The organism is Bacillus cereus group sp. Bce041, from assembly GCF_052646455.1.
Genome location: NZ_JBQXON010000018.1, coordinates 47,150 through 61,761 on the forward strand (window position 1 = coordinate 47,150; position 14,612 = coordinate 61,761).

Sequence of the window (14,612 nt, forward strand, 5' to 3'; positions counted from 1 at the left end):
AACAATTACTCAAAACATATATTCGTTCACATTTCCTCTATTGTGAATTTATTCACAATATATATATAATAAACATGTAAATACAATATTGGAGGGATTTCAATGGTTATCAATTTTTTAAGAACTGATAAACGTGCTACTTTCATATTATTACTTTTACGGCTTTACATAGGGTATACATGGCTCGCTGCTGGGATAGGCAAAGTCTTCGGACAATCTTTTGACGCAAGTGGCTTTTTAAAGGGTGCTATTGCTCAAGCATCAGGTGACCACCCTGCAGTACAAAGTTGGTGGGCAGATTTTCTTCAACATTTTGTCCTTCCAAACGCAGACCTATTTAGCTTTTTAGTTCAATGGGGAGAAATTTTAGTAGGTCTAGGTTTAATTTTAGGCGGATTAACAAAAACAGCTGCATTTTTCGGAATCATAATGAATCTTTCATTTTTATTAAGTGGAACCGTTAGTGTAAACCCAAACCTGCTTATTTTGACTATGTTCATTTTAGTTGCAGGGCAGAACGCTGGACGTATTGGATTAGATGGCTATGTTTTCCCTAAACTTTTCCGTAAAAACAACCACGGAACATATAAATTAAGTAAAACTGCATAGTAACAGTTTACTTTTAAAATATAAATAAGAAAAAGAGCCTGAATATAGGCTCTTTTTCTTATTTCTCCTAATTTAAACTTTTAACGAGCCACGAAAACCTCTGGCAGCATAGTAAGAGTCTGCTCCATTATGGTACACGAACACATGTCCAAAGCGATAATCGCAAAATAAAGCACCACCGAGTTCTCGAATATCTGAAGGTGTTTGTACCCAACTTGATGATTTCATGTCAAAATCGCCAAGTTGTTGCAATTCCCGATACTGTTCTTCCGTTAATAATTCAATGCCCATAGCATTGGCAACATCAATAACGTTATTTTCTGGTTTATGTTTTTTTCTTGATTCTAACGCTTCAAGATCATAACAAAGACTTCTGCGGCCTTTAGGACTCTCCTTTGAACAATCATAGAAAGTATATTCGTCCTTTTCTTCATCATAACCAACAACATCCGGTTCACCACCAGTTACTTCCATTTCGTTAAGTGACCACATTTTTTCATTATTAGTAGTCAGCTTCGCTTCAACTTTAGCCCATTCAAGACCTTCATGGCGGTTCATGTTTTTCTCAAAACGAGCTTGCAATACTTTCAATAACTCTTCACGTTTTTCTACTAGTAAGTCATTTTTATTTCCTGTCATATTAGTCCTCCCTGATTTATGTACTGATAGTAGTTTAAGTATATATTTTATAATAAATCATCTCAATATGAAGACCGTTTCAACCTTATGTCTTGTACAAACATCCCTTACAAAGTCCTAAAACCCTCCATACTCTCTCCAAGAATATAGTGTGAAAACCACATCAAGTTCTGCTTCATAATAGCCACATGAACTCCTGGTTGGTCAGAACTATATGCCATTCCTTTAAATATAATTAATTCTGTATCAACTTCCATATCCATTAATCCTTGATATAGATCATATGCATTTGTAATTGGAATTCTTGCATCCTTTTCCCCATGTTGAATTAAGGTAGGCGTACAAGCTGATTTAATATACGTCATAGGTGATGTCTTCGTATATATCTCTGGATCATTCCATGGAGTATTTCCTAAATACATTCTAATAAAGTAAGGTATATCTGTATTTACATAATGGGTACTCCAGTTAGTTATTCCACCGCCAACTGAAATAGCTTTAAACCGACTACTAAACGTAGAACAGAAAGCTGATACATATCCACCGTTGCTCCATCCCATAACTCCTACTCTATCCTTGTCTACCATCCCTTTTTCTACTAGTTCATCCACTCCAGATATAACATCATCGTAGTCAGCAATCCCCTGTTTTCTATAGTTAGCTTTTAAAAATTCATTACCATAACCTGAACTTCCTCTGTAATTTGGTTCTAAAACGATAAAGCCCTTTTCAACAAACTGTTCAATCGGATATTTCTCATTGAAGCAGTCTGAAAATATCGGAAAAGATGCCCAAGCCGGACCGCCGTGAATTACTACTAATAAAGGATATTTTTTATTATTGTCCAACTCTACTGGCGTTGATAAAACACCTTCTATTTCAAGACCATCGCTACTTTTCCATGAGATGATTTCCCTGTTACTTCTAAGTTTCCCTTTGAAAAAGCTATTTTCATCCGTTATTTTTTTATCGTCTAAATAGATTTCAAAGGTTTCATTTGTTATAGCCTTATTGTAGGATATATGTTTGCCATCCTTTGTTATAGAAGCATCCATTATAAAGCCATCTACTTTTTCGCTTAATATTTCCACAGTGCCATCTTCGGCTAGCAATCCAATAAGATAATTCGTTTTATTCTGCCACCTAATTAAAACCCCTTTAGCTGTCCACTGTAATGGCATAACCGTACTATCAAAATCTGTTAAAGGTTGAATTAGCTCTCCGGTATTTATATCATATATCTCTAACGTACTATCTTGTATATGGTTTCTATAGTAACCCTTCTCTCTTATGCTTGCTGTGTAACATATTTCACTGCCGTCAGGAGAAAAGCAAACACTCCCTCCCAACAACTTATCCACATTCAGCTTTTGTAGCTCTCCAGCTTTAATATGGAGTATGTATAAATCTCCATTTATATAATCTGCCATATTCGAGCTTGGTGTCGCCATAAATACAACCTTTTTACCATCATTTGAAATATCAAATTCATGGATATGAAAATCCTTACCATCCGTTAATTGATAAACAACTCTGTTCTCGTGTTCATCTGTATCACTTTGTATCACCTTCTCTATTTCAATGTAATATAAACAATTATTCTGGTGTTCCTTACCTATATGTTGAAAATCTCCATATAGATCCTTACGTTTCTTTATCTCCTCACATTCTTTTGACTGCGTAACATAATAAAGACCCTTGCCAGTAGGACCCCATTTGAATGTACTGACTCCTTCTTTCTCATCGGTAATTTGAACCTCTCTATAACCATCTAGTGACTTAACAAATATCTGATTTTTCCCATCACCAACTGGACTAAGATATGCGATACACCTAGCATCTGGAGACCATAATGGGTGTGTACTATCTATATCACCATTTGATAATGGGTAACTCTGCTTCTTATCTTTTTCATATATCCATACATGATTCCTATATGTATTGTCTTTCCAATCAGCCGTCTTCTTAACAAATGCTACGTTTTTACCATCATCACTTATGTTTGTACTTGATACGGTTGGCAATGAAATAATCTCTTCTATACTTAGATATGTTTTTTCATTCACTTTCATCAATATCCCCCCTTGAAATGTCCATAAATCTCTCGTCTCTTTTTGCCGTAATAAAGGAAATTGTTCACGAATACTTAAAATGATAACGGAAAATTCAGATAAATAAAAGTGAAGTCGATAAAGTAAAACTTTAATTTATGGAGTTCTATCCACTTACCAATTCTAGATGTTCTTTTTCGACACAAAAACACCCCTTTTAGATACAAATTTGTAAATTTATTTTAAAGCTATAACTATATATTGGTTTGGAATAAAATTTGATAAAAATGAAGTCACAAATCTTTATTTAACAACAAAAAAATTCATTTTGAAAAAACGATTGATCAAAATAGAATCACTCTTTTTAACTAAGTATGAGATTTTTATAAAAAAATTTTAATCAAAACTCACTTAGAATCTTTACTTGAAGGAATAAAGCTTCGCATCTTTTTTGTGAACATCGTTAAACTAAGATAAATTTTGACCGTATCTGTAATTAATTGTAAAATATTATACATAGAAAGGTATTATAAAATAAATATAGAAGGGGTATGTTTTTTAGTTTTAAAGGGGCTAAAGCACATCTATTTTATGTTTTGAAAGGGAGAATTGAAAAATCATATGAAGAATTTCAAAAAGAGTACAGGTAAAATTTTACTAGCATCTGGATTAGTAGTTTCTATGTCAGCTTGTAGTGTAACAAATTTATTTGGAGAAAAAGAAAAAACAAATGCTGAATCTGGTAAACAAGAAAGTAAAGAAACTAAGACAGAAGGTAAATCATCTGAAACAAAGGAAAAATCAACTAACTCAAAAGAAGAAAGTAAAGATGTTAAGATGATTATGGTTTTGCCTGAGGATTACCCACAACTTATGGTAGACATTGAAGAAGACTTATTAAGACGTCTAGATTACTATGATGCTTCTGTGAGGGATAATAAAAAGGGAAGTAAGTCAAATGAAGAGGTACGAGATAGTATTAAAGACTTAGATAAAGTATTTAATAAAATAGAGCGTATAGATGCACCAGGAAAATACAAGGAAGATCATAAGGAAATTGTAAAAGCTGTTCAAAAGTTAAAAGAATCTTTCAAAGAAGTATCGAAGTTATTTGATTACTCTAAAACACTTAAAGATACGGATGATGCAATCATAGATAAAGCAAACAATAAATTAGATGAAGCAAAACGCATTTGGAAACCTGTATTTAATAAGTTAAAAGCGGAAGCTAAGGGTGGTTCAACAACTACTTCTACAACAAGTGGTACTAGTTCTTCTAACTCACCGAGTTTATCTAGTGGTAATACAGTTAAAACATACAGTACCCAAGATAAAACTGGTATATTCAAAGGAAAAATTGATACACCAGACGAGGATTCCGCTAAGTTTAAGAATGTACAGAACAACTATAAAGACGGTACAGAGCTTGTAGGTAATTGGGGTATTGATTACGGAGACGGAGTCAAAACTACGTTAGTCCTAAAAGCAGATAAGACATTTGAAACATATGCAAATGGTTCTTATCCAAATAAAGATAATTACTTAACAGGAACATACCAAGCAGACGTTTCTTCCCATCAGTTAACGCTAATGGTGGAAAAAGGAACTCAAAATGGTCAAGAAGTGAAATTGGAAAGACCTATTTATTCATCATATGAGGTTAAAAATTTAGATGGTAAAGCGTTACAGATTTTCCACATAGACGAACAAGTAACAATTTGTTATGTAAAACAATAAATAACTAAAAAAACTCTGTAAAATGATTTTTACAGAGTTTTTTCTTAGTTTTAATTTATTTCAAACGTATAACTATACTTATTAACCTACCAATCTCCTACTCAACAGTAACAGACTTAGCTAAGTTACGTGGCTTATCAACGTCACACTCGCGGTGAAGTGCTGCGTAGTATGAGATAAGTTGTAATGGAATAACTGCTACTAGCGGTGCTAGCGCTTCGTGTACAGCTGGTAATACGAAGCTGTCTCCTTCCATTTCTAAGCCTTTCATTGAGATGATACATGGGTTAGCTCCGCGTGCTACTACCTCTTTCACGTTGCCGCGAATTCCAAGGTTTACGTGCTCTTGTGTAGCAAGTGCGATAACTGGTGTACCATTTTCGATTAAAGCGATTGTACCGTGTTTTAACTCTCCTCCAGCGAATCCTTCTGCTTGGATGTAAGAGATTTCTTTTAGTTTTAACGCACCTTCTAATCCTACGTAGAAGTCTACGCTACGTCCGATGAAGAAACAGTTACGCGTTGTCGCTAAAAATTGTTTTGCTAATGCGTCCATTTCTTCTTTTTGATCACAAAGTTCTATCATTGCATTTGCTACAAGTCCTAGTTCGTGTGTTAAATCGAAATCAAGAACTTCACCTTTTGCTTTAGCAATATCAGCCGCTAAAATTGAAAGTACTGCAAGCTGTGCTGTGTAAGCTTTCGTTGATGCAACTGCAATTTCTGGTCCAGCGTATAACGGAAGTGTATAATCAGCTTCACGAGAAAGCGTAGAACCAGGCACGTTTGTAATTGTTAATGCTTTATGGCCCATTTCATTTGTTTGCACAAGTACTGCACGGCTATCAGCTGTTTCACCACTTTGTGAAATGTAAATGAAGAATGGTCTTTCTGTTAATAATGGCATGTTGTAAGAGAATTCACTTGCCACGTGTACTTCAACTGGCATTTTTGCAAACTTCTCGATAAATTGTTTTCCAACAAGACCTGCATGATAACTCGTTCCACATGCAATGATGTAAATACGATCGCTATCTAAGATCGCATTGCGGATGTCTTGATTTAATTCAATTTCGCCATTTTCATCTTGATACTTTTGAATTATATTACGGATTACAAGTGGTTGCTCATCGATTTCTTTAAGCATGAAATGAGGATATGTTCCCTTTTCAATATCACTTGCGTCTAATTCCGCTGTAAACGGTGCACGTTCAATCGTTTCACCTTGTAAGTTTTTAATTGTAATACTTTCTTTCGTTACGATTACGATTTCTTTATCCATTAACTCAATAAATTGATCTGTAACTTGTAACATCGCCATAGCGTCGCTTGCCACAACATTAAAGTTGTCACCAACACCTACTAATAGCGGGCTTTTGTTTTTAGCAACATAAATCATGTTTGGATTTTCAGCATCAAGTAATCCGATTGCATAAGAGCCATGTAAAAGAGATAGCGTATTACGGAACGCTTCTTCTACACTTAATCCTGTGCTCACTTGTTGTTCCATAAGCTGTACGATAACCTCTGTATCTGTTTCACTTACGAACGTTACATCTTGTAAATATTCCTTTTTCACTAATTCATAGTTTTCAATTACACCGTTATGAACTAATGTAAAGCGTTTTGATGTACTTTGATGCGGATGCGCGTTTACTTTACTTGGAACACCGTGTGTAGCCCAGCGTGTGTGTCCGATACCCACGCTTGCTGCTACGTTCTCATCTACGATTTCACGAAGTTTTGCGATACGGCCTTTTTCTTTGTATACAACAACACCGTTCTCTGCTTGTACTGCAATACCTGCTGAATCATATCCACGATATTCTAGCTTTTCTAAACCTTTTAATAAAATTTCCTTTGCATCTTGCTCTCCAATAAATCCTACGATTCCACACATGTTTAGTCGCCGTTACAAATGCTTACACTGCTCTGCGAACATGTAACGACATAGTCCGATACCATTTTTATTTATACTAAAAAACGGATTACATATTGCTAGCCCTGTAAGCTTGTAACGGCTTTCACCTTCCTCTCGATTGGGTTTAAGTCCGTATATACTTATACAGCTAGTTTTCATCCGTTCCTCTTCTCTCATCACACTTTCACCTTTGTCCACTAAGTCACCTTAATGATTTAAGTAAAAGCTTGCGGTTGTGATGAACAACCGGGAGTCATCCGCCGAAATCTCGATAAACCCCACCTCGTCAACTACACTATTTGTAGTTCTGGCGCTTTTATAATTTACAATATTTCCTTTGAGAAAAAGAACAAGACCATCTTATAACAAACATGGATAAACCGTCAATGAAATTTTTTTCATCGTCTATAAAACATATGAAAAAGGAGCACTTTTTGTGCTCCTTTTTCATATAAATTCAGCTAATTATTCAGCGCCAACTTCAGCTTTCACAACTTCTACAATGCGATGTACATATGCATCACAAACTTCTTGTGTTGGTGCTTCTGCCATTACACGAATAAGTGGCTCTGTTCCAGATGGACGAACAAGAATACGGCCATCACCGTTCATTTCTTCCTCTACAACACGAATAATTTCTTTAATTTTTTCATTTTCTAATGCTAATTTTTTATCTGTTACACGAACGTTTACTAACAATTGTGGGAATTTCGTCATTTCTCCTGCAAGCTCAGATAATGGCTTTTTCGTCATTTTCATGATGTTTACAAGTTGAAGTGCACTTAACATTCCATCACCAGTTGTAATGTAATCAAGTAAGATAATATGGCCTGATTGTTCTCCACCTAGGTTGTAACCTCCACGCTTCATTTCTTCCATTACGTAGCGGTCACCAACTGCTGTTTTATCACTTGTAATATTATTTGCTTCAAGTGCCTTGTAGAAACCTAAGTTACTCATAACAGTTGAAACAACTGTATTATGTTTTAATTGACCAGTTTCTTTCATATATTTCGCACAAATGAACATAATTTGATCACCGTCAACGATGTTTCCTTTTTCGTCTACAGCAATTAAACGGTCGCCATCGCCATCAAAAGCAAGTCCGATATCCGCACCTTTTTCTTTTACCAATTCAGCTAAGCCTTCTGGATGTGTAGATCCTACACCCTCATTAATATTCATACCGTTTGGAGAAGTTCCCATTGTTGAAATATCAGCTTCTAGGTCTGCAAATAAGTATGGAGCTAGAGAAGAAGTTGCACCATGTGCACAATCTAAAGCGATATGTAGGCCAGAGAAATCTTCTTCAACAGTTTGTTTAATGTACTGTAAATATTTTTGTCCACCTTCAAAGTAATCGCTCACTTGTCCAAGATTAGTACCTGTCGGACGTGGTAGTTCATCAACTTCTTTGTCTAATAAAGCTTCAATCTCAGCTTCTTGCTCATCTGTTAATTTAAAGCCGTCTGAACCAAAGAATTTAATACCGTTATCTTGTACTGGATTATGAGATGCAGAAATCATAACACCCGCTTGTGCATCTAGTGCTTTTGTTAAATAAGCAACGCCCGGTGTAGAAATAACGCCAAGGCGCATTACTTCTGCTCCAGTTGATAATAGACCTGCTACTAAAGCTCCTTCTAACATATGACCAGATACACGTGTATCACGACCGATAATTACTTTTGGACGATCTGTATCTTTTGTTAATACATAACCACCAAAACGTCCAATTTTGAAAGCTAATTCAGGTGTTAACTCCTTATTTGCAACTCCGCGTACTCCATCTGTACCAAAATATTTACCCATTATGATTCGCTCCTTTTTCTTGCTCTTTTTGATTATCTACTGTTGGTTCTTGACTCGTTTCTTTATCTTTATCTTGATTTTGATTTTGGTTTTGGTTTTGATTCTTTTCCTGTTCTTTTTCTGAATCAGGTTCAGGATTTTTTGGTTTCTCATTTTGATTTTCTTGATCCGTATTTGAATCCGGTTGTTGACCGTTACCCTGTACTTCTTTATCTGGTTTTTCTTTCTTCACAATAGTAACTTTAGCACTTTTTTGTTTTGGCTCTATTGAAATATTACCAGGACCGCTCACTTGAATGGAAATATCTTTCGTCCCTGAGGATACATTTTGCAGATTAATTACCGCTGTTATTTGAGCAGCTGTTATTTTATCTACTATACTTGCTTCTCCTGAAATATCAACACTTATCTTTCCATCTTGCGGCGAAAGTAGCTGAGCAGTAACATCTTTAGACAGTCCATTTTTCTGGATTGGGATACCATCAATCGTTTTTGTTTTCGTTTGTTTTGTTTTTTGCACTCCCACCGAAACCTTCACTTGATTCGGTTTTGCACTTGTTACACCCTTGGGTAATAAAACAGAGGCATCGAATGTTGTAGACTCTGTCAATTGACTAAGATCTACTTCGACCCCCTCTAGCGATTGTATATTATCCAAAATATCTTTTGGACCAGCTATCGTTACTTCTCTCGGTTCAACACTGATATTTGTAACCGCCAATCCTTCTGCTAAACTCCCCTTCTTCGTATACGTTACAGGAACAGTTTTTTCAGTATTATTGGCTGTAGTTTGCGTTGCCACATTCAACGTTACACTAATCTTAGATGGACTTGTTCTTACATTTAAACGTTTTCCTTCTTTATTGTATAATGTAACTTCGGGCGTTTTTGTAACAGTTTTATTAACACCTTTTAAATCAACATACGCTTTGGCAGAGGAAATGCTTTCAATTTCTTCTTTCGTCCCAACTACCTCAACAGTATCCGGTTTAAGGCTTGATTTTTCTAGAGTAGCCCCCGCTGGCATCTGATCCTCATTTGATAATTTCAGATCTACATGAACATATTTTCTCGCCTTTTCATGAAGAGTAACTTTAATTGTTGATGGCTGAACTGTTCCTTTCACATCATCTGGAAGCCCGTTCGTTTTTAAAGAAATCTCATAAGTTCCTTTTGGACTATCTCGCAAATCAACCGGTATGTCAAATTGTTTTTTTGCTTTTGCTGTAGCAACTGATGCTTTTGGGCCTTCTAATTTTACTTTAACGCCCTCTGCCGGAATACCACTTACAATATATTTCTCCTCATCATACTTAAGATTAATAGCATAATTAGTTAATGTTTCTTTCGTATCATTTGCAAAAGGTAATATACCTGATGTCGTATTTTTTTCAGTTAACGTCGCTGACATAAAAAGCATACACGCCAATAGTAATGAGATCCCTTTTAAAAACCAATGATTCTCCATTAACTTATCCATGACGCTTTCTCCTCCAATTCCATAAAGACGAAGAAGTCGTTTTTTCGTTTCCACTAAATTCAGCTAATAACATATCTTTCAGCTGTTCTGTCTTCAAATCACGATGCAACTTACCATTTTTCGTTAAAGAAATTTGACCAGTTTCTTCAGACACAACTACTGTAATACTATCAGTAACTTCACTAACTCCCATTGCAGCACGATGTCTAGTTCCTAATTCTTTAGAAATAAACGGACTTTCTGATAATGGAAGATAGCATGCTGCTGCTTTAATTGTACTTCCTTGCATAATTACCGCTCCGTCATGAAGAGGTGTATTTGGAATAAAAATATTAATAAGTAATTCCGATGATACGTTTGCATTAAGCGGAATACCCGTTTCCACATAATCACCCATACCGGTCTCTTTTGACAAAGTAATTAATGCACCAATTCTACGTTTCCCCATATATTCGGTTGCTTTTGCTATCGCTGTTGCAACCATTTCAGGTTCATCATCCTCATGCGTTCCAACACGCGAAAATAAACTCCCGCGCCCTAGCTGCTCAAGTGCTCTTCGCAATTCTGGCTGAAAAATAATAATAACGGCTAAAAATCCCCACGTTAATACTTGTTCAGTTAGCCAAGATAGCGTACGCAATTCAAGGAAAATACTGATCATCTTAACGACGATAATAACTGTAATCCCTTTTAAAAGTTGAACAGCTTTCGTCCCTCGGATTATAAGAATTAGCTTATATATAATAAACCATACAATGGCAATATCTAATGCCGTACTAAGATATTTCAAAATGGTCGTATCTTCAAAAGGCATGCTATCCCTTCCTCCTACTTACGAGCAATTCTATCCATATATTGAAATATTGTTTTATGCTCTATCTGTATGTATTTCCAACAACTAGTTAATTATACCATACATGAAACAAACGACAATTACAAACAACCCCCTTTAGCTCAAATTGGTAAGATGTCAAACATTTTTATTGTACAGTATAATATAAATCATTATTATACGCTTATTTTCAAATAAAAAAAGCAACTTCTCAGTTGCTTTTCTTACATTTATTTTAGTTTTTCACCGAATAAAGAACCCATTAAAGCAACTGCTGTTGTTGCCGTTCTATTTCTCTCATCTAAAATCGTATTTACCTCAACAAATTCAGCAGATGTGATAATATCAGCTTCTGCTAACATTTCCATCGCCAAATGACTTTCACGATAAGATAGACCGCCAATTACAGGCGTTCCAACACCTGGTGCATCATGAGGATCAAGACCATCTAAATCTAATGATAAGTGTACACCATCGGTATGAGATAAATATGCGATTGTTTCTTCCATCACAGCCGTCATCCCCATACGATCAATTTCATGCATTGAGAACACTTTAATACCTTCATTGCGAATGAAATCTTTTTCTCCTTCATCCAATGCACGCGCACCGATAATTACGACATTCTCTTTTTTCACCTTTGGATATGCTCCGTATAAATCTACAAGTGAAGAATGTCCATAACCTACACTTGCTGCAAGTGACATACCATGAATATTTCCAGATGGTGAAGTTTCCTCTGTATTTAAATCACCGTGTGCATCATACCAAATAACGCCTAAGTTTTTATAATGTTTTGCTACACCAGCTAATGTACCGATAGCAATACTATGGTCACCACCTAATACAAGTGGAAAACGACCTTCTTCTATAATATGATCCACCTTACTTGCTAATTCATTACATACAGTTGCAACTTGTGTAAGGTTTCTTAATTTTGTATTTTCATCTATCTCTTTTTCTCTCTCTATACATATATCTCCCATATCTTTAACGTCATATCCAATTTCTTCAATTCTTTCAATTACCCCTGCATAACGGATCGCGCTCGGTCCCATATCAACTCCACGACGCATCTGTCCTAAATCCATTGGAACTCCAATAACTGAGATTTCTTTTTTCATAGATAGTATCCCCCTTTTATGCCTTCACTAAATATTTTAAATCTTTTATATAGTCTGACTCAACTCGACATTTTTCTGTATGGATATACAATTTATTCACTTATATTCACGTTGAAAACCAAATTTTAAGACTATTCTATGTATAAAGTTAACTTAATGAAACAATCGCAATCACTATTATTAAATAATAATAATAAAACACTCCTATATTTAGAAGTGTTTTTCTGATGCTATTTTCCATACTGTTGCAATATTCTTCGTTGTCATTTCAATATTTTCTTCTGCTACTTTATATGCTTCTTCTAGTGTCATCGGTCTCGTTGTGATACTAAATACCGCATCTATTCCTTTCTCGTACACAGCTGAATAATCAGATGATACAGACCCTCCAATAGCAATTACAGGCACAGAAAAATGTTTTGCACGCCCCGCAACACCCACAGGAGCCTTTCCATATGCAGTTTGTTTATCTATTCTACCTTCACCAGTTATAATAAGATGTGCATCTTCTATATGTTTATCGAAATTTGTATAATCTAATACAATTTCAATGCCCCTACGCAAGTCTCCCTTTAACACTGAAATAACAGCCGCTCCCATTCCTCCCGCTGCCCCTGCACCAGGTATTTCAGATACATCAAAAGATACATATCGTTTAAGCATATTCGCATAATGTTGTAAATTCTCATCTAGCTCTTTCATCATCTCTATATTTGCACCCTTTTGTCTCCCAAATACGAAAGATGCTCCCTGCATTCCGACTAATGGATTATCCACATCACATGCCGCTTCTATCTTTACCCCCTTTAAGCGTGGGTCCATTCGTGAAAAATCAATAGTAACAATCGAGTGTAATGTGCCTCCAGATGGATCTATTACTTCACCCTTACCATTTATAAACCTTACTCCTAAAGCCGCTAACATACCTGCCCCGCCATCATTTGTAGCACTTCCTCCAAGTCCTAAAATTATGTACTCCACTCCTTGATCTAGCGCATGTAATATAAGTTCTCCTGTTCCTTTTGTCGTTGTAATAAGTGGGTTGCGCTTTTCAACTGGAACGTGCTGTAATCCTGATGCTGCTGCCATTTCAATAAACGCTGTCTTTTTATCTTTAGAAATGCCATAAAAAGCTTGTATACCTTCTCTAAGCGGTCCTGTCACACTAATTGATATAATTCTCCCCCCTGTAGCATCAACAAGTGATTCAACCGTCCCTTCTCCTCCATCTCCAATTGGTATTTTCACATACTCTGCATTAGGAAAAATTGCTCTAAAACCTCTTTCAATAGCTCCACATACTTCTATAGCTTTTAGGCTTTCTTTATATGAATCAGATGCAATAACAACTTTCACAATTATCTCCCCATCCCTTATTTTTACGTTTTCTTCATTTTAAACGACAAGTATAAAAGTTGTCTTTTTAAACACAAAAAAAGCTTACATCGTATGATGTAAGCTTTTTTATTTAGATGGAGCCTAGCGGGATCGAACCGCTGACCTCCTGCGTGCAAGGCAGGCGCTCTCCCAGCTGAGCTAAGGCCCCTTATTAATTAAGCGGAAGACGGGATTCGAACCCGCGACCCCAACCTTGGCAAGGTTGTATTCTACCACTGAACTACTTCCGCAAAAATGATGAGCCATGAAGGACTCGAACCTTCGACCCTCTGATTAAAAGTCAGATGCTCTACCAACTGAGCTAATGGCTCGTAAATGGCTGGGCTAGCTGGATTCGAACCAGCGCATGACGGAGTCAAAGTCCGTTGCCTTACCGCTTGGCTATAGCCCATTAATATTTACTAGTATGGTTATCTTTTCAAAAAAATAAACCCTCTCAGGTTATTTTAAAGAAAATGGTGGAGGGGGGCAGATTCGAACTGCCGAACCCGAAGGAGCGGATTTACAGTCCGCCGCGTTTAGCCACTTCGCTACCCCTCCGACATTTTAAATATATATGGTGGAGGATGACGGGATCGAACCGCCGACCCCCTGCTTGTAAGGCAGGTGCTCTCCCAGCTGAGCTAATCCTCCAAAAGTGGTGACCCGTACGGGATTCGAACCCGTGTTACCGCCGTGAAAGGGCGGTGTCTTAACCACTTGACCAACGGGCCAAAAAAGTTTTAAACCTATTCCCAAGCTTCCAACCGGGCTTGAACCGGTGACCTCTTCCTTACCATGGAAGTGCTCTACCAGCTGAGCTATGGAAGCATAATGGCTCCGCAGGTAGGACTCGAACCTACGACCGATCGGTTAACAGCCGATAGCTCTACCACTGAGCTACTGCGGAATAATATTAGCCTGGCAACGTCCTACTCTCACAGGGACAAGGTCCCAACTACCATCGGCGCTAGAGAGCTTAACTTCCGTGTTCGGTATGGGAACGGGTGTGACCTCTCTGCCATCATTA

Annotated in this window: 11 protein-coding genes, 9 tRNA genes and 1 rRNA gene; 2 read left to right on the top strand and 19 right to left on the bottom strand. The window is 36.6% G+C overall.

All coding sequences use genetic code 11. The features are described from left to right. Positions 1–102: 102 nt before the first annotated feature. On the top strand, positions 103–609 hold the full coding sequence (locus ACUN13_RS28625) for a DoxX family membrane protein (RefSeq protein WP_000236367.1): 507 nt from the start codon (positions 103–105) through the stop codon (positions 607–609). Between the two features lie 72 nt (positions 610–681). On the opposite strand, the gene ACUN13_RS28630 is transcribed toward ACUN13_RS28625, so the two are convergent. Then, entirely contained in the window at positions 682–1,248 is a 567-nt protein-coding gene (locus ACUN13_RS28630) for a DUF4256 domain-containing protein (protein WP_000147394.1), read from the bottom strand. A 107-nt stretch (positions 1,249–1,355) separates the two neighbouring features. After that, positions 1,356–3,320: a S9 family peptidase gene (locus ACUN13_RS28635; RefSeq protein ID WP_242278670.1), complete on the bottom strand. Its 1,965-nt coding sequence runs from the start codon at positions 3,318–3,320 to the stop codon at positions 1,356–1,358. A 588-nt stretch (positions 3,321–3,908) separates the two neighbouring features. Between ACUN13_RS28635 and ACUN13_RS28640 the strand changes: the two genes are divergently transcribed. Next, on the top strand, positions 3,909–5,036 hold the full coding sequence (locus tag ACUN13_RS28640) for a DUF3994 domain-containing protein (protein WP_011109777.1): 1,128 nt from the start codon (positions 3,909–3,911) through the stop codon (positions 5,034–5,036). A gap of 97 nt (positions 5,037–5,133) precedes the next feature. Here the strand turns inward: ACUN13_RS28640 and glmS are convergent, their stop codons facing one another. The 17 genes from glmS to rrf form a co-directional block, all read right to left on the bottom strand. Beyond that, complete coding sequence (gene glmS, locus ACUN13_RS28645; RefSeq protein WP_000334163.1) at positions 5,134–6,936, bottom strand: glutamine--fructose-6-phosphate transaminase (isomerizing); 1,803 nt, start codon at positions 6,934–6,936, stop codon at positions 5,134–5,136. 12 nt (positions 6,937–6,948) lie between these two features. Then, a complete protein-coding gene (locus tag ACUN13_RS28650) occupies positions 6,949–7,134 on the bottom strand; it encodes a hypothetical protein (RefSeq protein WP_001206405.1) in 186 nt (61 codons plus the stop codon). A 288-nt stretch (positions 7,135–7,422) separates the two neighbouring features. Continuing rightward, a complete protein-coding gene (glmM, locus tag ACUN13_RS28655; RefSeq protein WP_000521476.1) occupies positions 7,423–8,769 on the bottom strand; it encodes a phosphoglucosamine mutase in 1,347 nt (448 codons plus the stop codon). Further along, positions 8,762–10,249 carry a CdaR family protein gene (locus tag ACUN13_RS28660; protein ID WP_025710369.1) on the bottom strand — a complete coding sequence of 496 codons (1,488 nt, stop codon included), beginning with the start codon at positions 10,247–10,249 and terminating at the stop codon, positions 8,762–8,764. Before ACUN13_RS28660 ends, glmM begins: the two co-directional genes overlap by 8 nt. Beyond that, positions 10,242–11,063, bottom strand: coding sequence for a diadenylate cyclase CdaA (gene cdaA, locus ACUN13_RS28665; RefSeq protein WP_001115697.1), 822 nt, complete (start codon positions 11,061–11,063; stop codon positions 10,242–10,244). Before cdaA ends, ACUN13_RS28660 begins: the two co-directional genes overlap by 8 nt. A 248-nt stretch (positions 11,064–11,311) precedes the next feature. Further along, positions 11,312–12,205 (bottom strand): arginase, encoded by an 894-nt coding sequence (rocF, locus tag ACUN13_RS28670; RefSeq protein WP_444877427.1) that lies wholly within the window; start codon positions 12,203–12,205, stop codon positions 11,312–11,314. Positions 12,206–12,415: 210 nt separating this feature from the next. Then, positions 12,416–13,561 carry a glycerate kinase gene (locus ACUN13_RS28675; RefSeq protein WP_444877426.1) on the bottom strand — a complete coding sequence of 382 codons (1,146 nt, stop codon included), beginning with the start codon at positions 13,559–13,561 and terminating at the stop codon, positions 12,416–12,418. 117 nt (positions 13,562–13,678) lie between these two features. Continuing rightward, positions 13,679–13,751, bottom strand: a tRNA-Ala gene (locus tag ACUN13_RS28680). Between the two features lie 10 nt (positions 13,752–13,761). Continuing rightward, positions 13,762–13,833 (bottom strand) — tRNA-Gly (locus ACUN13_RS28685). Positions 13,834–13,841: 8 nt separating this feature from the next. After that, a tRNA-Lys gene (locus ACUN13_RS28690) sits at positions 13,842–13,914 on the bottom strand. Positions 13,915–13,919: 5 nt separating this feature from the next. After that, a tRNA-Gln gene (locus ACUN13_RS28695) sits at positions 13,920–13,994 on the bottom strand. A gap of 65 nt (positions 13,995–14,059) precedes the next feature. After that, positions 14,060–14,143 (bottom strand) — tRNA-Tyr (locus ACUN13_RS28700). 17 nt (positions 14,144–14,160) lie between these two features. Beyond that, positions 14,161–14,236: transfer RNA gene (locus ACUN13_RS28705), tRNA-Val, on the bottom strand. Between the two features lie 5 nt (positions 14,237–14,241). Further along, a tRNA-Glu gene (locus ACUN13_RS28710) sits at positions 14,242–14,316 on the bottom strand. Between the two features lie 24 nt (positions 14,317–14,340). Further along, positions 14,341–14,413, bottom strand: a tRNA-Thr gene (locus tag ACUN13_RS28715). Positions 14,414–14,417: 4 nt separating this feature from the next. Beyond that, positions 14,418–14,492, bottom strand: a tRNA-Asn gene (locus tag ACUN13_RS28720). A gap of 9 nt (positions 14,493–14,501) precedes the next feature. Further along, positions 14,502–14,612: ribosomal RNA gene (gene rrf / locus ACUN13_RS28725) — 5S ribosomal RNA — on the bottom strand; the annotation flags it as partial.